The organism is Streptomyces sp. SudanB5_2050 (assembly GCF_964272335.1).
In the GTDB taxonomy this organism is placed as follows: Bacteria; Actinomycetota; Actinomycetes; order Streptomycetales; family Streptomycetaceae; genus Streptomyces; species Streptomyces rochei.
In genome coordinates this window covers 987,866-1,005,365 of the sequence record NZ_OZ186760.1, presented here as the reverse complement: position 1 = coordinate 1,005,365, position 17,500 = coordinate 987,866, and the positions used below count along the sequence as shown (strand labels likewise).

Genomic DNA, 17,500 nt, shown 5'->3' with positions numbered 1-17,500 from the left:
GACTACGTACGGTCACCCTTCGGCTTGCCCCTCTGGTCGGGCGTGCCGTGCGGCGGCGGGGAGAACGGCTGCGGCGAGGTCGCGGGGGACACGGGGGAACCCGAGCGGCCCTGCCCCTGCTCGGGGCGCACGGCTCCCGGATCGCCGGAAGACGGCTGCGCACCGGACCGCAACTGCTCCAGCCGGGCCGTCAGCAACTCCGTGGCGGGGAGCCGGTCGGCGTGCGAGCGCTCGTACGCCAGCAGCTCCTCCACCTCCTCCGCGCCCAGCGACCGGACGCGGCTCTCCAGCCCGCCGATCGGCAGATGGTCGTAGTCGGGCAGGGGCAGGCTGTCGCGGGCGGGGTCGGCCATGGTTCTCACTTCCCTCTGTACGGCGTCCTCGGTGTCCTCGGCGGTCAGCGGCCGCCCGGGCCACCGCTGCCGAACGACCCGCTGCCGCCCTCGTCCCAGCGGGGCCGTTCCTGTCCGGAGGCGGTACGGCTGCCCTGGTGGCCGAGGTCGTGGGGCAGCGTCCGGTCGTCGCTGCGGGGCATCTCGTCGGGCTCGCGCCGCTCACGCACTTCGCGGACGGGCCCGTCGGCCGGCATGCGCGGCTGCTCGTCGGGGGTCGGCGGCGGCGACTCCTTGCGCTTCTGCCGGCTGCCGAAGGCGAACGCCCCGATCAGCAGCCCGACGACCACCACGGCTGCGACTCCGATACCGATACCGATGCCGCCACCACCGGCGGCCAGGTCCATCCATGCGTTCGTCATGGAGCGCGGGTACCCCCGGCCCGCGCCGCCAACCTGCTCAGCTCGACCGGGCGGACCGCGTCCGGGAACGGTTGGCCTTCCGGATCGCCGCCAGCAGGTCCGCCTTCGACATCCGCGACCGCCCCTCGACCCCGAGCCGCTTGGCCACGTCGTACAGGTGCTCCTTGGACGCCTTCTCGTCGACGCCCTCGCCGCTGCGGCCGCCCTGCCCCCGCGGCCGCCCGGACTGCGGGTCCGACGGGCCCTTGCGGCCGCCCTCCTTGCGCTCCCAGTGGTCACCGACCTTCTCGAACTTGTGCTTGAGCGCTCCGTACGCCACCCGGTGCGCGCGCTCGCCCTCGCCGTACTCCTCCACGGCCGAGTCGTGCGCCTTGATCCAGGTGCGCTGGGCCTCCCGGGGCGAGCGCTCCAGCGTCGACGGCAGTTCCTGTCGTCCCGGCATGTCGTGCACCTCCGCAAGCGGTCGACGTCCGCGCTGTCACCAGCGTCGGGGGAGTCCACGGGTGCCCGTCGGCCCGCGCCGGAAAACGGACGGAACCCTTGGGAACACCGGGCCGGGCGGTTTGGCGGCGACACCGGCGGCAACCCGCGCGGTGTGACTTCGACGACTTCCCAGCAGGAACTCTTCCGCTTCCTCGAGGACCGCTTCGCCTGCGCACAGGCCTGCACCGAGTGCGCGCGGGCCTGTGCCCTGCGGGCGAGCCTCGTGGACCCGGACGGGACCGAGAACCAGGAACTCGTGCGGCGCAAGGGCATCATGTGCGCGGAGGTCTGCGACGCGACCTGCCGGATGCTCTCCGAACAGAACCAGGTGGACGAGGACGCGATCCGCGTCCAGCTCGAATGGTGTCTGCAGGTCTGCCTCGAGAGCGCGCACGTCTTCGACGCCCACCCGGGCGCCGAGGAGAGCGCACGGGCGTGCCGCGACTGCGCCCGCGCCTGCGGAGAGTTCCTCGCCACCCTGCGCTGACCACCGCACCCCGGGGGCCGCGGCGCGCGGGGCGTTAGCCTGCCGGTATGACGCTCACGCGGGCAGGCGATCCGGCGGGCGACCCGGGACTGTTCGGCCCCGGCTCGGTGACCTGGCAGGCGCACGGCGACCCGATGATGTGGATCGCCGGCATCCGCGCCCTGTACCTCCAGGCGCTGCACCCGCGCGCCGTGCGCGGCGTCATGCAGAACAGCGACTTCCGGCGCGACGCCTGGGGCCGCCTGATGCGCACCGCCGGCTTCGTCGGCACCACGACGTACGGGACCACCGAGGACGCCGAACGGGCCGGGGCCCGCGTCCGCAGGATCCACCGCATGCTCGGCGCGACGGACCCCGACACCGGCGAACGCTACGGCGTCGACGAACCCGCACTGCTGCTGTGGGTGCACTGCGCCGAGATCGGCTCCTACCTGCACGTCCTGCGCCGCTCCGGCTTCCCGCTCACCGACGCCCACGCCGACCGCTACCTCGCCGAACACCGGCACAGCGCCCGCCTGGTCGGCCTCGACCCCGCCACCGTGCCCGCGGACCGCGCCGCGCTGGCCGCCTACTTCGCGCGCGTACGGCCCGAACTGGCCGCCGGCGACGACGCGCACGAGGTCGACGACTTCCTGCGCCGCCCGCCCGTGCACCCCCTCCTGGTCCCCGCACGCGCGCTGCTGTGGCACCGGGTGGCACAACTGGCGTACGACTCCCTACCGCCGTACGCGCACGAGCTCTACGGCAGACCGGCCCCCGATCCCGCCACCGTGACCCGTCGGCTGCGCGCCACCGGCACCGTCCTGCGCACGATCCCCGCACGTCTGCGCTGGCAACTGCCGCCCAAACACATCCTGCGCGCCGTGGCACGGCTCGGGCCGGCCGCGCGCCCGGCACCGTACAAACTCGGACCATAGACCGCCATACTGGACCCGCCAGGGGAGGGCGCAGCGGACAGGACACAGAGCTACGGGGGCGGGCGTAGTGATGGGGGACAGCACGCTGATCCAGGGCCGGTACCGGCTGCTCGACCGGATCGGACGCGGCGGCATGGGCGAGGTGTGGCGGGCGCGCGACGAGTCACTGGGGCGGCACGTCGCCGTCAAGTGCCTCAAGCCGCTGGGCACGGACCACGACCACGCCTTCACGCGCGTCCTCAGGGAGAGGTTCCGGCGCGAGGCCCGGGTGGCCGCCGCGCTCCAGCACCGCGGGGTGACCGTGGTGCACGACTTCGGCGAGAGCGACGGCGTGCTCTTCCTGGTCATGGAGCTGCTGGACGGGCACGACCTGAGCCGGCTGCTGGAGGACAACAAACACCATCCGCTGCCGGTCGCCGACGTCGTGGACATCGCCGAACAGGTCGCCGCGGCGCTCGCGTACACCCACGAGCAGGGCATCGTGCACCGCGACCTGAAGCCCGCGAACATCGTCCGGCTGGCCGACGGCACGGTGAAGATCTGTGACTTCGGCATCGCCCGGCTCGGCCACGACGTCGGGTTCACCACCCGGCTGACCGGCACCGGCGTCGCCATGGGCACCCCGCACTACATGTCGCCCGAACAGATCGGCGGCGACGACGTGGACCGGCGCAGCGACCTGTACTCACTGGGCTGCGTGCTCTACGAGATCGCCACCGGCGTGCCGCCCTTCGACCTCGACGACGCCTGGGCGGTCCTCGTCGGCCACCGCGACACCCGGCCCGAGCCGCCCCGCACCCACCGGGCCGAACTCCCCGCCTACCTGGACCGGATCATCCTGGACCTGCTCGCCAAACAGCCGGAGCAGCGCCCGCACGACGCCCGGGAGCTGGGCCGGCGGATCACCGCCGGCCGCACGGCACCGGCGTACGCGCCGGGCGTGGTGGCGCCCCGGTCCAAGGCGCCGCAGCCGGTCGGCCTGGTAGGAGCGGGCCGGGCCGAGCCGCCGTCCTGGACCGGCGGCACGACCACCGGCCGCGAGGCGACCGGCACCGGTCCGCGCACCACGCCGCCCGGCCCCGCCCCCGGGCTGTCCGCCGACCGGGTTCCCCGGCCCGGTGATCCCGCGCCCGCCGGCGACCCGCGTCCCGCACCGGCGCCGGAGGAGGCCGCCGCGCTGGCCGGGCGGCACCACGCGGGCCTGAGCCTCGGGCGGCTCGGCCGCTGGGAGGAGGCGGGGGAGATCCACCGGGCGGTGGCCGCCGAGCGCGAGCGCCTGCTCGGACCCGACCACCCGGACACGCTGGCCAGCCGTTACGAGGTCGCCTTCACCCTCAGCCGCACCGGCCACCCCGCCGAGGCGCTGCGGGCGTACAAGCGCGTGGCCGAGGCGCGCATCCGGGTGCTCGGCGCCGACCACGCCGACACCCTCGCCGTCCGCCAGGAGATGGCCTACGCCCTGGGACGGCTGGGCCGGCACGCCGACGCCCACCAGGTCTACGCGTCGGTCCTCGCCGCCCGCGAACGCGTCATGGGCCCGGATCACCCCGACACCCTGCGCTGCCGGCACAACCTGGCCTTCAACCTCGGCCGGCTGGGCCGCCCCGAGGACGCCCACCGGATGGCCCGCGAGGTCGCCGAGGCCCGCGCCCGCGTGCTCGGCGCCGACCATCCCGACACCCTGGTCACCCGCTACGAGGTGGCCTACGAGCTGGGCCGGCTGGGCCGCTGGCAGGAGGCGCTCGCCGCCTACCGCGAGGTCGCCGCGGCCCGGGAGCGCGTGCTCGGCCCCGACCACCCCGACACCTTCGCCGCCCGTCACGAGATCGGCATCTGCCTCGGTCGCCTCGGCCACAGCGCGCAGGCGCTGGCCCTGTACGAGGGGCTGATCGAGGACCGGACCCGGGCCCAGGGCCCCGATCACCCCGAGACGCTGCGCGCCCGCCACGGCCTGGGCGTCAACCTCGGCCGGCTCGGCCGCTGGGAGGAGGCCCTCGCCGAGTCCCGTGAGGTCCGCGCGCTCCGCGCCCGCGTCCTCGGCCCGGACCACCCGGACACCCTCGTCAGCCGCCGCGAGATCGCCGTCGCCCTCGGCTGGCTGGGCCGCTGGTCCGCCGCCCTCGGCGAGTACCGGGAGGTCGCCGCCGCCCGGGAACGCGTGCTGGGCCCCGACCATCCCGACACCCTCGCGGGCCGCGACGACGAGGCCCACTGCCTCGAACAACTCGGCCGCGCGGCCGAGGCCGTGGAGCTGTACCGCAGGGTCGCGGTCCTGCGCGGGTCGGGCGCGAGCCGGGCGGCGGGCACCGCGCACGCGGCCCCTTTCTGAGGCTCCTGACGGGCGCCCGCGCCGCCGGACGGCGAACCGCCCGCGCCTCGGTCGGCGGCGCGACCGCCGTCACGGGGGGGCGGGCGGCCGCGCGGTCCCGGACCGGCGGCGAGCGGGTCTGCGGTCGTCCCCGTCCCGGACCGGCGGCGAGAGGGCCTGCGGTCGTCCTGGTCCCGGGCCGGAGCCCGTGCGACCGGTCCGCCGCGGCCGCCCCTCTGGCTGCTTGCCGTCGCCCCGTGTTACCAAGAGCCATGACTCCGCCGACGCCGCGCCCCGCATCCCGCGCCTACGACGCCGTCGTCGTCGGCGGTGGCCACAACGGCCTGGTCGCCGCCGCCTACCTGGCCCGCGCCGGGCGCTCCGTGCTGGTGCTGGAGCGGCTGGACCACACGGGCGGGGCGGCCGTGTCCGCCCGGCCGTTCGCCGGACTCGACGCGCGGCTGTCGCGGTACTCCTACCTGGTCAGCCTGCTGCCCGAGAAGATCGTGCGGGAGCTGGACCTGGACTTCCGGGTGCGCGCACGCACCGTCTCCTCCTACACGCCCGTGCGGCGCGACGGCCGGCCCACCGGGCTCCTCGTCGGCGGGGGCGAGCGGCGGACCCGGGAGTCCTTCGCCCGGCTCACCGGCTCGGAGCGGGAGTACGCGGCCTGGCAGAGGTTCTACGGAATGACGGGGCGCGTCGCCCAGCGGGTCTTCCCGACCCTCACCGAGCCGCTGCCCACCCGGGACGAGCTGCGCCGCAGGATCGACGACGAGGCGGCCTGGCGTGCCCTGTTCGAGGAGCCGATCGGCGTCGCCATCGAGGAGCACTTCGCGGACGACCTGGTGCGCGGCGTCGTCCTCACCGACGCGCTGATCGGCACCTTCGCCGACGCCCACGAGCCGTCCCTGGTCCAGAACCGCTGCTTCCTCTACCACGTGATCGGCGGCGGCACCGGAGCCTGGGACGTGCCGGTCGGCGGCATGGGCGCCCTCACCGACGCCCTGGCCGGCGCGGCCCGCGCGGCGGGCGCCGTGCTCGCCACCGGGCACGAGGCGCTGCGCGTCGACACGGACGGCCGGACCGCCGAGGTCACCTACCGTTCGGCCGACGGTGAGGGCGTCGTCGCCGCCCGGCACGTCCTGGTGAACGCCTCCCCGCGCGAGCTGGCCGCGCTCACCGGGCAGGCCCCGCCCCCGCCGGCCGAGGGCGCCCAGCTCAAGGTGAACATGCTGCTGACGCGTCTCCCGGCCCTGCGCGACCCGGCGGCCGACCCCCGTGAGGCGTTCGCCGGGACCTTCCACATCGCGGAGGGCTACGAACAACTGGCTGCCGCGCACGCCAGTGCCGCCGCGGGCGAGCCGCCCGCCGCCCCGCCCTCCGAAATCTACTGCCACTCGCTGACCGACCCCGGCATCCTCGGCCCGGAGCCGGCCGCCGCGGGCATGCACACCCTCACCCTGTTCGGCCTGCACACCCCCGCCCGCCTCTTCACCCGGGACAACGACGCCGTGCGCGAGCAACTGCTGAGGGCGACCCTCGCCCAGCTCGACGCGCACCTGGCCGAACCCCTCGAGGACTGCCTGGCGACCGACGCCGACGGACGGCCCTGCGTCGAGGCGAGGTCGCCGCTGGACCTGGAGCGCGACCTGGGCCTGCCCGGCGGCCACATCTTCCACCGCGAGCTGTCCTGGCCCCACGCCCAGGACGGCACCGGCCGCTGGGGCGTCGAGACGGGGCAGGCCAACGTCCTGCTCTGCGGCGCGGGCGCGGTGCGCGGCGGCGGAGTCAGCGGAATCCCCGGCCACAACGCGGCCATGGCGGTGCTGGAGCAGGCGACGGGCTGAGTGGCGCATGCGCCGGACGGAGCTGGGTACCGCGACATAACGGAAATTCCGTACGCACGATCCGTACGACAAGGAGCCCGCCATGGCCGACCTCAGCCCCATCGACCTGCAGAAGGCCCTCAGCGGCATGGACTACCCGGCGGACAAGAAGTCGCTCGTCGACTGCGCCCGCAAGAACAAGGCCGACGAGAAGGTCGTGAGCCGTCTCGACGGCCTCGAGGAGAACAGCTTCGACGGCCCCAACGAGGTGCAGAAGGCCGTCTTCAACGGCTAGCGGACGCCTCCTGGACGCGTACGGCCGGTCAGTCGGCCGACGCCGTCCACCCCACCGCCTCGATCCGCGCCGCGTCCGCCGGACGCGCGTCGTGGAACAGGACGCGGCCCGCCGCCTCGGCGCGCAGCCCGTCGACGTACGCCCCGCGCCCCACGTACAGCCGGTCGGTCGTGTACCGCCAGCGCAGCGTGAGACCGCGGGCGGTCGGCAGGGCGGCCGTCAGCCCGTGCCACACGCGGCCCGACCAGCCGCTGACCGCACCCGCCGGGTGCACCCGCGGTTCCTCGCCGCGGCGCGTGGTCGTGAACGGCACGGGCGCCCAGGTGGCGCCGCCGTCGGTGGTGGCCTCCAGGACCAGGGCGTCCGAGCCCGGTTCGGTGTCCCACCACACCGCGCAGCGCAGCCTCGCTCCGCCGCCGGAGGTGTCCAGCGCGGGCAGCGTCAGCGTGGCCGTCGTGGAACCGGCCGTCCCGGAGAACCACGCCGTACGCCCGTGCGCGGGGCGGACCGGCACGGCCCGCGCCAGGTCGGTGGCGGCGGCGACCCGGGGAGCCGACCCCGAACGCCAGGTGCGCACCGGGTGCACCGAGTTGCCCAGCACCACCAGGAACGAGTCGGTCGTCGGGTCCAGCACCAGCGAGGTACCGGTGAAGCCGGTGTGCCCGGCGGTGCGCGGGGTGGCCATGGCGCCCATGTACCAGTGCTGGTACAGCTCGAAGCCCAGGCCGTGCTCGTCGCCCGGGAAATCGGTGTTGAAGTCGGTGAACATCAGCTCCACCGACTCCGGGCGCAGGATGCGCGTCCGTCCGTAGGAGCCGCCGTTGAGCAGGGTGCGGCCGAGCACCGCCAGGTCCCAGGCGCAGGAGAACACCCCGGCGTGCCCGGCGACGCCGCCGAGACTGAAGGCGTTCTCGTCGTGCACCTCGCCCCACACCAGCCCCCGGTCCAGGCCGGACCAGGGCTGCCGGGCGTCCTCGGTGGCCGCGATCCGGGGTCTCCAGGAGGCGGGCGGGTTGTAGCGGGTGCGGCCGAGGCCGAGCGGGGCGGTGATCTCCTCGCGCAGCAGGACGTCCAGGGGGCGGCCCGTGACCTGCTCCAGCACCAGCTGGAGGGAGATCATGTTGAGGTCCGAGTACAGGTACGCCGTGCCCGGCGGGCTGACCGGCGCCTCGTCGTAGACGAGCTGCACCTTCTCCTCGTACGTGGGCACCCGGTACAGCGGGATCCACGCCCGGAAGCCGGAGGTGTGGGTCAGCAACTGGCGGACCGTCACGGCCTGTTTGCCGGCCCGGCCGAACTCCGGCAGGTACGAGGCGACCGGCGCCTCCAGCTCGATCGCGCCGCGCTCCAGCTGCTGCACGGCGAGGATCGAGGTGAACAGCTTCGAGATCGACGCGAGGTCGAACACAGTGTCCTCGGCCATGGGAATCTGCTCCCCGGCGGGGAACTCCACGCCGGTGTCGCTCTCCTCGTCGTAGGCCCGGTAGCGCACCGCCATGCCGATCGGCTCGTGCAGCGCCACCGTCCCGCCCCGGCCGGCGAGCAGCACGGCGCCCGCGTACCAGGGGTGTGCGGGGGAGGGGCCGAGGAACGCCTCCGCGTGGGTGACGAGTCGGCGCAGGTGCCCGGCGAGCAGTCCGGCGCGCTCGGCGGAGCCGCGCCGCAGCGTGGGGCGGCGGCCCTTGTCCGCGACGGCCTCGGCCGGTCCGGCCGCGAACGGGGCGATGGCCAGGGCGCCGCCCAGGGCCAGGGCACCGGCGCCCAGTTGACGCCGAGTGAGTCCGTTCGTCACCTGTCCGGCCATCGAAGAGCCTCCCGCCACCGAAGCTGAAAGTATCTTTCGTGGATCGCCGTGCGGGGTGAAACTTTCCTGTCAGGGACCGGTCGTGTCAATGGGGCGTGCGGAGCCGACGGGCCGTCGGACCCGCCCGGCAGGCCGCCGGGCGGGTCGCGGGCCGGCGCGGCTCAGCGTTCGCGCACCCGGACGACGCGCAGGTCCGGCGACGACCGGATGTCCCGCTCGCAGAACCGGGACGTCACCCACCGCTCGCCGGAGAACAGCCGGGTCTGGTCGGCGTGGTGCGGCGAGGCGGGATCGGACGACTGGGAGTAGGCCAGCAGCGTCCGGGCCACCGGACAGCGGCTGCCGTCCCAGCCCACGGCCTGGATGTAGCTGGAGCCGGTGGTCACCTCGGTGTAGCCGCCGCCCGTCGGGTCCCACACCGGCTCGATCTTGTTCCAGACGCCCAGTGACTCCGTGCCCCCGCCCACGGGTACGCGTGCGCCGCCCCGCACGACGAACTGGTGGTCGCCGAGCCGCGCGTCGAGCGCGATGCCCGCCGCCCGCAGTTCGCCGACCGCGTCCGCGAGGGCGGTGGCGAAGCCCGGCGCCCCGGTGTTCAGCGTGTTCGGGGTGGCCACCGGGTCCGCGGGCGAGAACGGCACCTTCCACAGCTGTCCTGCGGGCACCGCCTTGGTGAGCGCCCGCCAGAACCGGTCGAAGAGCAGCGCTCCCCGGCTGTCGACGTCGACGGTGCGGTCCCAGTCGGCGAGCACACCGCAGGCGGCCCGCACGTCGACGGGGCGTCCGGCGCTGTCGGCCGCCGTACCGCCCGGCAGCGCGGCACAGGCCCGCGCCGCGTCGTCCGCCACCAGATCCCCGGCGGGCACCCGGTCGGCGAACTGCTGCCGCTCCAGGTCGGCCACGGTCAGCCCGCCCCGGCCGGCCATCGCCGCCACGTCCTCGATCGCGCCCCGGGTGCGCATCGACCGCTGGGTGCCCACGGTGCCGAAGACCCGCTCGTAGCCGGTCAGCGGCCGGTCCGCGTTGGCCAGCCAGGCACTGTCGTTGGAGTTCTCCGCGTACGGCGCGTCGGTGAGGGTGGGCATCCGCGACGGGCCGAAGATCCCGGGCTGCACGGCGTCCCGGTCGCGGCCCGGCGCGCATGCGGCGCGCGAGCCGTCCAGCACCGCGAGCCCCGAGGACGGGTAGGTCACCTCGCCGAGCGCCGTCGAACAGCGCGCGGCCAGCTCGTCGGTGATGCGGGGGAGCACCTGCGACTGGGTGAACAGCGTGTGGCCGCGCGCATCGGCGGCCACGGTGTTCACCCACGGCAGGCCCTGGGTGCGGCGCAGCGAGTCCAGCACGTCGTCCGTGCCCCGGGCCCGGCCGAAGCCGAGCGCGGTGTCGGAGGCGCGCAGGTTGGCGGCGTTGGGGTCGTTCAGCGCGTACGCCGTCGTGCCGGTCCAGGGAAGGGGCGTCGAGGCGCCCAGCGAGGTCACCACCGGGCCGTACCGGGTCCACCACTGGGTCCTGGTCACCGGGGCACCGTCGCGCACGGGGACGGTGACGGACCGCGCCGTCATCCGCTCGCGCCTGCCGTCCACCAGGTAGACGGTGGGGTCGGCCGGGTCCAGCTTCAGCTGGTGGAGGTTGAGGGTGACGCCGGTGGCCACGGTGTGGCTCCAGGCGACGTGCGCGTTGTGGCCTATGGACACCGTCGCGGAGCCGAGCAGGGAGCCGCCCGCCATGTTCAGCCGTCCCGGGATCGTCTGCTGCGACTGCCAGAAGCGACGCCCGCCGTGCCACGGGTAGTGGGGGTTGCCGAGCAGCAGTCCGCGCCCGTTCGCGGTGGTGCGTCCGCTGAAGGCGACCGCGTTGGAACCCATGTCGGCACCGTCGGCGGCGAACAGCTCGCGGGCCGCCCGCGCGACCGCCTCGGGGGCGGGCTGCGTCGCGGACGGCTCCCGGGAGGCCCCGGCCGGCGGCCGCGCCGCCGTGATGCCGTCCACGGCACGGCCCTGCCCGCCGAGCACGGAGAGGGCGAAGCCGCGCGCGGCCACGTCCAGCGCGGTGACCGGCCGCACCCAGGCGGCACCGCGGCACGCCGGATCGGTGACGCGGTTCTGCTCCAGCCAGGCGTTGTACCCGGCGGCGAAGCCCCGCATCAGCTCCTTCGCGTCCCGGCTGGGACCCCGCGGCGCCGGTTGGGCCAACAGCCTCTCCACCGTGCCGGCCCGGCGCACGCCCCGGAAGTACAGGTCACTGGAGAGGTTGGTGCCGGCCGACGACAGCGAGAGGTCGGACGTCCCGTCGGCGCCGAAGAAGCGGGAGCGCTCGCCGCGCACGGTCACGAACCCGTCGGCGAGCACGCAGACCTGGTCGGCGGCCTGCGCCCAGCCGGTGCCGAAACCGAGGTCGGCGTAGTCCTCGGCGACGATGTGCGGAATGCCGTACTCGGTGTAGCGGATCACGGCGGACAGCCCGCCGTGGGACGGACGTTCGTGCCGGTCGCGGGCGGGACCGTCGGCGGCCGCCGCGGGCAGTGCGGTCGCCGCGGTCAGCAGCGCGACGGCCACGGCGGCGAGCCGTCTCGGACGGATGCGCATCGTGCCTCCCGACGTCTCAGGGGGAAAGGGCGGCCGAGCGTACCAGCCGGTATGTGTACGTGTCAGTGGCATGACACGAGCCGTTTCCCGTGCCGCGCACATGACTTGACCCGCCCCGCCGCCCGGCCGAGGATCGGGCCATGACGCTGACGCCCGGACACGGCAGCACGGTCGACGGGGTGCTGCGGCGCAGCGCCCGCCGCACTCCGGCCCGCGTCGCGGTGGAGTACCGCGACCGCGCCTGGACGTACGAGGAACTCGACACCGCGGTCTCCCGCGCGGCGAGCGTCCTGCTGGCCGAGGGACTGTCCCCGGGCGACCGGGTCGGCGCCTACGGGCACAACTCCGACGCCTACCTGATCGCCTTCCTCGCCTGCGCCCGCGCGGGCCTGGTGCACGTCCCGGTCAACCAGAACCTGACCGGCGACGACCTCGCCTACATCGTCGGCCAGTCCGGCAGCGCACTCGTCCTCACCGACCCCGACCTGGCCGCCCGGCTCCCCGAGGACGCGCGCACCCTGCCCCTGCGCGACGCCGACGGCTCACTCCTGTCCCGGCTGCCCGGGGCACCCCCGTACGACGGACCCGAGCCGGGCGCCGAGGACCTCGTGCAACTGCTCTACACCTCGGGCACCACCGCCCTGCCCAAGGGCGCGATGATGACCCACCGGGCGCTGGTGCACGAGTACCTGAGCGCGATCACCGCCCTCGACCTGCGCGCCGGAGACCGTCCCGTGCACGCCCTGCCGCTCTACCACTCGGCACAGATGCACGTCTTCCTGCTGCCCTACCTCGCCGTCGGCGCGACCAGCATCGTCCTCGACGCCCCCGACGGGGACCGGCTCCTGGACCTGATCGAGGCCGGCCGTGCGGACAGCCTCTTCGCGCCGCCCACGGTATGGATCGGCCTCGCGGGCCGCGCCGACTTCGCCACCCGCGACCTCGGCGGCCTGCGCAAGGCCTACTACGGTGCCTCGATCATGCCCGTGCCCGTCCTGGAGCGGCTGCGCGCCCGGCTGCCGGACCTCGCGTTCTACAACTGCTTCGGCCAGAGCGAGATCGGCCCCCTGGCCACCGTCCTCGGCCCGGACGAGCACGAGGGCCGGATGGACTCCTGCGGCCGGCCCGTCCTCTTCGTCGACGCGCGGATCGTCGACGAGGACGGCAAGGACGTGCCCGACGGCACCCCCGGCGAGGTCGTCTACCGCTCCCCGCAGCTGTGCCAGGGCTACTGGGACAAACCCGAGGAGACCGAGGCCGCCTTCCGCGACGGCTGGTTCCACTCCGGCGACCTCGCCGTCCGGGACGCCGAGGGCTACTTCACGATCGTCGACCGGGTGAAGGACGTCATCAACTCCGGCGGGGTGCTGGTCGCCTCCCGTCAGGTCGAGGACGCCCTCTACACCCACGAGGCGGTCGCCGAGGCCGCCGTGATCGGCCTGCCCGACGAGCGGTGGATCGAGGCGGTCACGGCGGTCGTCGTGCCCCGCGGCCAGGTCACCGAGGACGAACTGATCGCCCACGCCCGGCAGCGCCTCACCCCGTTCAAGGCACCCAAGGCGGTGCGGTTCGTGGACGCGCTGCCGCGCAACGCCAGCGGCAAGATCCTCAAACGCGAGCTGCGGGACCGGTTCGCCGGCCGCTGACCCGGCGCGGCGTCGCGCGCGGCCGGTGCGGCCAGTGCCGGCGGCCGCACCGGCCGCACCGGCCGTCCGGCCCGACTCGCCCGGCCCGCGCGTCCCCGGCGACTCCGCCGCGCCCGCGGCCCGGCGATCCACCGCCGCGACCGGCTCGTCGCCGACGTGGCGGGCGCTCCGGATCCAGCCCGGCCCCGGAAACCGGGACGGTCCCGCGCACCCCCGATCCCCCGAAAGGCACCCCTCTCGTGGCCTGTCGGCGCCCGGGACCGATCGCTAGGCTGACCGCGGACGACGACACCGGGAGGAGCACGGACGTGGCCGAGAGCACCACCCACCAGCGCCCGCTCATGGGCTGGGACAAGCCGGACCTGGACCTCAGCAACGCGCAGTGGCAGTCCAGCAGCCGGGGCCTGGGGGATGTCCAGATCGCCTTCGTCGAGGGGTTCATCGCCATGCGCAACAGCGGCAGCCCGGAAAGCCCCTCGCTGATCTTCACCCCCGCGGAGTGGGGCGCGTTCGTGTCGGGCGCGCGGGAAGGCGAGTTCGACCTCACCTGAGCCGCCGGGACGCGCCCGCGCCCGAGCCGCCGGGGCTGGGCCGACCGGCCGAACCGGGGTGTCCGGTCGCGCCCCGGGGGGAACTCGGTCTTCCGGAGGTGAGGCACCCATGAGCACCCTGCCGGTCATCGCGGCGGTCGACGGATCGGACGACAGCCTGCGCGCCCTGGACTGGGCGCTGGAGGCAGCCCACCGGCGCGAAGCGCCCCTGCGGGTGGTGCACGTGCGCCAGTACGCCTCCTGGGCCCAGACCGACGTCCTGGTGGCGGGCCCGCCGGACACCGGCGAGGACCCGGTGCTCGACCAGGCACGCGCACACCTGGAGGGCCGGGCCTGGACGGTCTCCACGGAGTACGTCGGCATGGAGGGCGTCCCGGGCGCCGTGGTGCCGGAACTGGGGGCCGACGCCCAGCTGCTCGTGCTCGGCTCCCGGGGCCGCGGCGGCTTCGCCAGCCTGCTGCTCGGCTCCAACGGGATGGCGGCGGCCCGCGACGCCGAGTGCCCCGTCGTGGTGGTGCCGCGCCCGGGCCGCGAGGTCCACGGCGAGGCGCCGGACGAGCCCGGTCCCCGGGTGGTCGTCGGCCTGCACGTGGACAGCCCCGACGACGCCACGCTCTCCTTCGCCTTCACCGAGGCGGCCCTGCTGGGTGCCCGCCTCCAGGTGGTCGCCGCCTACCCGTGGCCGGTCCAGACCTGGGCCGCGGCGGGCCAGATGATGCCGCTGGTGATCGACGAGGTCTCCGTCGAGAGCGAGACCCGCGTCCTGGCGGACGGCTTCCTCGCCCCGTACCGGGGGCGCCACCCCGACGTCACGGCCGAGACCCACGTGGTGCCCGGCGACGCGGCCGGACACCTCGTCGCCGCATCCCGCGACGCCGCCCTGGTCGTCGTCGGACGCCACCGCCGGCGGCTGCTGGCCCCCGCCCGCATGATGGGCTCGGTCGCCCACGCCGTCCTGCTGCACGCGGCGGCCCCGGTCGCGGTCGTACCACCGGCCCCGCCGGGCGAGGGCTGACCCACTCCGTCGGCGCGGGAACCCGGACCGTCGTGACCACCGGGCCCGCCGAAGGTCCCGGACACGGAGGCGGACCGCGCGTCCCCGCCGGGCACCCGCCCGCACGCCGTTCGCGGGCCCCGGCCACGTACCATGGCGGCATGTCGTTCCTCCGCCGCCGCAGCGCCACGCCCGCCGGGCCCGACTTCGACGTACTGGCCATGGACCCGGGCGACTGGCCCGGCAATCTGGGCGCCGGCCTGCTGCCCGCGCCCGACGGCAGCTGCCAGGGCGTCTTCCTGCGCTACGACCTGTTCGGCGGCCGCGGCCCCGCGATGATCATCGGCAATCTGCCGGAGGGCTCCCCGGCCCGCGAGGTCCCCGAGGGTGAGATCCCCTTCGAGGTGGCCCAGCTGCTGCTGGCCCTGGAGAACGACGAGGAGGTGACGGTCGCCGGCGCCGAGGACGTCCCCGTGATGCAGGGCGACAACCTGCTCATCGTGCGCCGCCTCAAGCTCTCCGAGAGCCGGATCTCCTGTGTGCAGTTCGACCGCAGCGACGGCGTCCTGGTGACCATCGCCGCCTGGGACCGCCCCATCACCGACGATCTGTACGCCCTGCTGAAGCCGCTCCCGGCGGAGCTGTTCCAGCAGGGCTGAGCCGGCGGCTACCGCAGGGTCGAGAGCGTGACGTCGGCGGCGCGCACGTACGCGACCCGGTGGCCGAACTGGATCTCGTAGTACATGTCCTCGCCGGTCACCACCCGGTGGGAGGCCTCGTCGAAGGTGACCGCGTAGTAGTACTCGCCGGGCACCTTCTCACCGACCACGTACTTCTGCCCCTCCGGCAGCCGGTACGGCAGCGGCGACACCGTCTGGGCGGGCACGCCCGCCGGGTAGGCGGACTTCTCCGGGTACGCGCGCCCGTACACCGGCACGCTGTCCAGGCCCTCCCTCGGCGTGATCACCCGGCCCGACGCGGGGACCGTCGCCGGGTTCTTCCCCGGGTTGTGGAACCACGCCTTCTGCCCCAGGTACCAGATGGCCGTCCAGTCGCCCCACCGGTCGGCCACGGCGTACTGCTGACCCGTGGAGACGCGGGAGGACAGGTCGTTCACCCCGGTCGTCGGGGCCGTGCCCAGACCGATGTCCCTGATCAGGGGAGCGTTCACGTCGTGGTCGGAGTAGAGCCGCACCGCGCTGGAGCCGTGCGGCGCGCAGGGCTCGCCCCGCGTGACGCAGCCGGTGTAGACGGGGCCGTTCTCCGCGTAGTCGGGGCGGATCGTCACCATGCCGGAGTTCTTGCCGGCGGTCGGTTCGAAGGGGCGGCCCAGCAGCTGGAAGTAGTGCCGCCAGTCCCAGTACGGGCCCGGGTCGGTGTGCATGCCGGGGATCGTCGCCGTGGTCGTGCCGGGGACGTTGTCGTGGCCCAGGATGTGCTGCCGGTCCAGCGGGATGTCGTACTTCTTCGCCAGGTACCTCACCAGCCGCGCCGACGAGCGGTACATGGCCTCCGTGTACCAGGCGTCCGGTTCCGCCAGGAAACCCTCGTGCTCCAGGCCGATCGACTGCGCGTTGACGTACCAGTTGCCCGCGTGCCAGGCCACGTCCTTCGCCTTCACGTGCTGGGCGATGTGGCCGTCGGTGGAGCGCAGGCTGTAGTTCCAGGAGACGTAGGTGGGGTCCTGGACCATGTCGAGCACGCCGTTCCAGGCGCCCTCGGTGTCGTGCACGACGATGTACCGGACGCGCTGGGAGGCCGGCCTGTTCCCCAGGTCGTGGTTGCCGTAGTCGCCGTCGCCGAACTCCTCGTACGGCGCCGGGATCCACTCGCAGGACACCGTCCTCGGGCACTCGGTGCCGGCGGCCTTCGCGGCCCGCAGACCCACGTCCTCCAGTTGGGAGACGTCGGGAGCCACGTCGGGGTCGGCGGTCAGGGTGACCCGCTGCCCGGCGTCGGTGGTGCGCCGCTCGCCCGAGCGGATCACCTCGAACACGTCGTTCGCGTACGCCGCGGCCGTCGCCGAGTCCTCCGCCCCGGAGAAGCGGGCCACCGCCCCGTACCAGTCCGCCGGGTCGGCGCTGAGCGGCTCGCCCGCCTCGCGCTGGGCGGCGGCCAGCAGCGCGGCACCACCGGCGACGTTCGCCGCCGGGTCGGTGCGCAGCGCCTCGGTGCTCAGGCCGGTCAGCTCGGCCGCCCTCGGCAGTGTGGTGAGCCGGGCCGGGAGGGTGGCGGGCGGTGAGGTCTTCGCCTTCGGGCGCAGCGGGGCGCGCGCGTCGTCGCCGCGCGGGTCCTCCGTGCCCTCGTCGTGGTGGGAGGCCCCGGCCAGCGCGGTGCGCGCGTCGGTGAGGTGCAGCGGGCCGTAGCCGCCGGTCACGCTCGGGGCGCCGCCGTGCGCGTCCCAGCGGGACTGGAGGTAGGAGACGCCCAGCAGGACGCTCCGCGGCACCTGGTACTCGGCCGCCGCCTCGGCGAACGCCTGCTGCAGGCGGTCCGGGGCGGGCGGCGCGTCCGGCGGGCGGGCGGCGGACGGTGCCGCGCCGAGCAGCGGCAGCAGCAGGGCCGCGGTGGCGAGGGCGGGCACGACGGGGGTTCTGCGCAAAGCGGCCTCCTGTGACGGTCGGACGTCGCGGGGACGTGCCGGGGACGTGCCGGGTGTGAACGACGGGAGGTGCGGGGCCGGGCGTGGACCAGTGGTACCCGGCAGTCCGACAATCCGTCAATCATGCCGTCAGGGCGGCGATTTCCCACGTCAGCAGGGGGTCGGGCGAGTTTCGCCGCGCCGGCCCACGGGCCTGCGCGGCGTCAGTGGCGTACACCAATGGCCGCCGTCGGGAGTCCGGGCAC

The 17,500-nt window shown here is 74.8% G+C and carries 15 protein-coding genes; 9 read left to right on the top strand and 6 right to left on the bottom strand.

Annotation, left to right across the window (positions count from 1 at the left end):
- Positions 1 to 2: 2 nt before the first annotated feature.
- From ACFZP7_RS04260 to ACFZP7_RS04250, 3 genes are read right to left on the bottom strand one after another with little or no spacing between them, the layout of a single operon-like run.
- Positions 3 to 353 carry a hypothetical protein gene (locus tag ACFZP7_RS04260; RefSeq protein ID WP_031021055.1) on the bottom strand — a complete coding sequence of 117 codons (351 nt, stop codon included), beginning with the start codon at positions 351 to 353 and terminating at the stop codon, positions 3 to 5.
- A gap of 44 nt (positions 354 to 397) precedes the next feature.
- Complete coding sequence (locus tag ACFZP7_RS04255) at positions 398 to 754, bottom strand: DUF6479 family protein (protein WP_029393742.1); 357 nt, start codon at positions 752 to 754, stop codon at positions 398 to 400.
- A gap of 37 nt (positions 755 to 791) precedes the next feature.
- A complete protein-coding gene (locus ACFZP7_RS04250) occupies positions 792 to 1,196 on the bottom strand; it encodes a ChaB family protein (protein ID WP_031021058.1) in 405 nt (134 codons plus the stop codon).
- 153 nt (positions 1,197 to 1,349) lie between these two features.
- On the opposite strand from ACFZP7_RS04250, the gene ACFZP7_RS04245 reads away from it, so the two are divergent.
- From ACFZP7_RS04245 to ACFZP7_RS04225, 5 genes are all read left to right on the top strand, one after another.
- Positions 1,350 to 1,724, top strand: a complete 375-nt coding sequence (locus tag ACFZP7_RS04245) for a four-helix bundle copper-binding protein (RefSeq protein WP_019327265.1) — start codon at positions 1,350 to 1,352, stop codon at positions 1,722 to 1,724.
- A gap of 47 nt (positions 1,725 to 1,771) precedes the next feature.
- On the top strand, positions 1,772 to 2,641 hold the full coding sequence (locus ACFZP7_RS04240) for an oxygenase MpaB family protein (protein ID WP_385633874.1): 870 nt from the start codon (positions 1,772 to 1,774) through the stop codon (positions 2,639 to 2,641).
- A 70-nt stretch (positions 2,642 to 2,711) separates the two neighbouring features.
- Positions 2,712 to 4,970: a tetratricopeptide repeat protein gene (locus ACFZP7_RS04235; RefSeq protein WP_385633873.1), complete on the top strand. Its 2,259-nt coding sequence runs from the start codon at positions 2,712 to 2,714 to the stop codon at positions 4,968 to 4,970.
- Between the two features lie 251 nt (positions 4,971 to 5,221).
- Positions 5,222 to 6,799: a phytoene desaturase family protein gene (locus tag ACFZP7_RS04230; RefSeq protein WP_385633872.1), complete on the top strand. Its 1,578-nt coding sequence runs from the start codon at positions 5,222 to 5,224 to the stop codon at positions 6,797 to 6,799.
- Positions 6,800 to 6,881: 82 nt separating this feature from the next.
- Entirely contained in the window at positions 6,882 to 7,073 is a 192-nt protein-coding gene (locus ACFZP7_RS04225; protein ID WP_385633871.1) for a DUF2795 domain-containing protein, read from the top strand.
- Between the two features lie 28 nt (positions 7,074 to 7,101).
- Here the strand turns inward: ACFZP7_RS04225 and ACFZP7_RS04220 are convergent, their stop codons facing one another.
- Positions 7,102 to 8,877 (bottom strand): serine hydrolase, encoded by a 1,776-nt coding sequence (locus tag ACFZP7_RS04220; protein WP_385633870.1) that lies wholly within the window; start codon positions 8,875 to 8,877, stop codon positions 7,102 to 7,104.
- A 161-nt stretch (positions 8,878 to 9,038) separates the two neighbouring features.
- Positions 9,039 to 11,462: a penicillin acylase family protein gene (locus tag ACFZP7_RS04215; RefSeq protein WP_385633869.1), complete on the bottom strand. Its 2,424-nt coding sequence runs from the start codon at positions 11,460 to 11,462 to the stop codon at positions 9,039 to 9,041.
- Positions 11,463 to 11,602: 140 nt separating this feature from the next.
- On the opposite strand from ACFZP7_RS04215, the gene ACFZP7_RS04210 reads away from it, so the two are divergent.
- The 4 genes from ACFZP7_RS04210 (at position 11,603) to ACFZP7_RS04195 (ending at position 15,312) form a co-directional block, all read left to right on the top strand.
- Complete coding sequence (locus tag ACFZP7_RS04210; RefSeq protein WP_385633868.1) at positions 11,603 to 13,108, top strand: acyl-CoA synthetase; 1,506 nt, start codon at positions 11,603 to 11,605, stop codon at positions 13,106 to 13,108.
- A 308-nt stretch (positions 13,109 to 13,416) separates the two neighbouring features.
- Positions 13,417 to 13,659, top strand: a complete 243-nt coding sequence (locus tag ACFZP7_RS04205) for a DUF397 domain-containing protein (protein ID WP_029393745.1) — start codon at positions 13,417 to 13,419, stop codon at positions 13,657 to 13,659.
- 109 nt (positions 13,660 to 13,768) lie between these two features.
- Positions 13,769 to 14,674, top strand: a complete 906-nt coding sequence (locus ACFZP7_RS04200) for a universal stress protein (RefSeq protein WP_031021075.1) — start codon at positions 13,769 to 13,771, stop codon at positions 14,672 to 14,674.
- 140 nt (positions 14,675 to 14,814) lie between these two features.
- Positions 14,815 to 15,312 carry a hypothetical protein gene (locus ACFZP7_RS04195; RefSeq protein ID WP_031021076.1) on the top strand — a complete coding sequence of 166 codons (498 nt, stop codon included), beginning with the start codon at positions 14,815 to 14,817 and terminating at the stop codon, positions 15,310 to 15,312.
- An 8-nt stretch (positions 15,313 to 15,320) separates the two neighbouring features.
- On the opposite strand, the gene ACFZP7_RS04190 is transcribed toward ACFZP7_RS04195, so the two are convergent.
- The gene (locus ACFZP7_RS04190) at positions 15,321 to 17,255 is read right to left on the bottom strand and encodes an N-acetylmuramoyl-L-alanine amidase (RefSeq protein ID WP_385633867.1); all 1,935 of its coding nucleotides are present in this window, start codon (positions 17,253 to 17,255) and stop codon (positions 15,321 to 15,323) included.
- Between the last annotated feature and the right edge of the window lie 245 nt (positions 17,256 to 17,500).

Bases quoted from the DNA above. Each gene is read 5' to 3' on its own strand.
- ACFZP7_RS04260 (WP_031021055.1), bottom strand. From the start codon at position 353: ATGGCCGACCCCGCCCGCGACAGCCTGCCCCTGCCCGACTACGACCAT.
- ACFZP7_RS04255 (WP_029393742.1), bottom strand. From the start codon at position 754: ATGACGAACGCATGGATGGACCTGGCCGCCGGTGGTGGCGGCATCGGT.
- ACFZP7_RS04250 (WP_031021058.1), bottom strand. From the start codon at position 1,196: ATGCCGGGACGACAGGAACTGCCGTCGACGCTGGAGCGCTCGCCCCGG.
- ACFZP7_RS04240 (WP_385633874.1), top strand. From the start codon at position 1,772: ATGACGCTCACGCGGGCAGGCGATCCGGCGGGCGACCCGGGACTGTTC.
- ACFZP7_RS04235 (WP_385633873.1), top strand. From the start codon at position 2,712: ATGGGGGACAGCACGCTGATCCAGGGCCGGTACCGGCTGCTCGACCGG.
- ACFZP7_RS04230 (WP_385633872.1), top strand. From the start codon at position 5,222: ATGACTCCGCCGACGCCGCGCCCCGCATCCCGCGCCTACGACGCCGTC.
- ACFZP7_RS04225 (WP_385633871.1), top strand. From the start codon at position 6,882: ATGGCCGACCTCAGCCCCATCGACCTGCAGAAGGCCCTCAGCGGCATG.
- ACFZP7_RS04220 (WP_385633870.1), bottom strand. From the start codon at position 8,877: ATGGCCGGACAGGTGACGAACGGACTCACTCGGCGTCAACTGGGCGCC.
- ACFZP7_RS04215 (WP_385633869.1), bottom strand. From the start codon at position 11,462: ATGCGCATCCGTCCGAGACGGCTCGCCGCCGTGGCCGTCGCGCTGCTG.
- ACFZP7_RS04210 (WP_385633868.1), top strand. From the start codon at position 11,603: ATGACGCTGACGCCCGGACACGGCAGCACGGTCGACGGGGTGCTGCGG.
- ACFZP7_RS04200 (WP_031021075.1), top strand. From the start codon at position 13,769: ATGAGCACCCTGCCGGTCATCGCGGCGGTCGACGGATCGGACGACAGC.
- ACFZP7_RS04195 (WP_031021076.1), top strand. From the start codon at position 14,815: ATGTCGTTCCTCCGCCGCCGCAGCGCCACGCCCGCCGGGCCCGACTTC.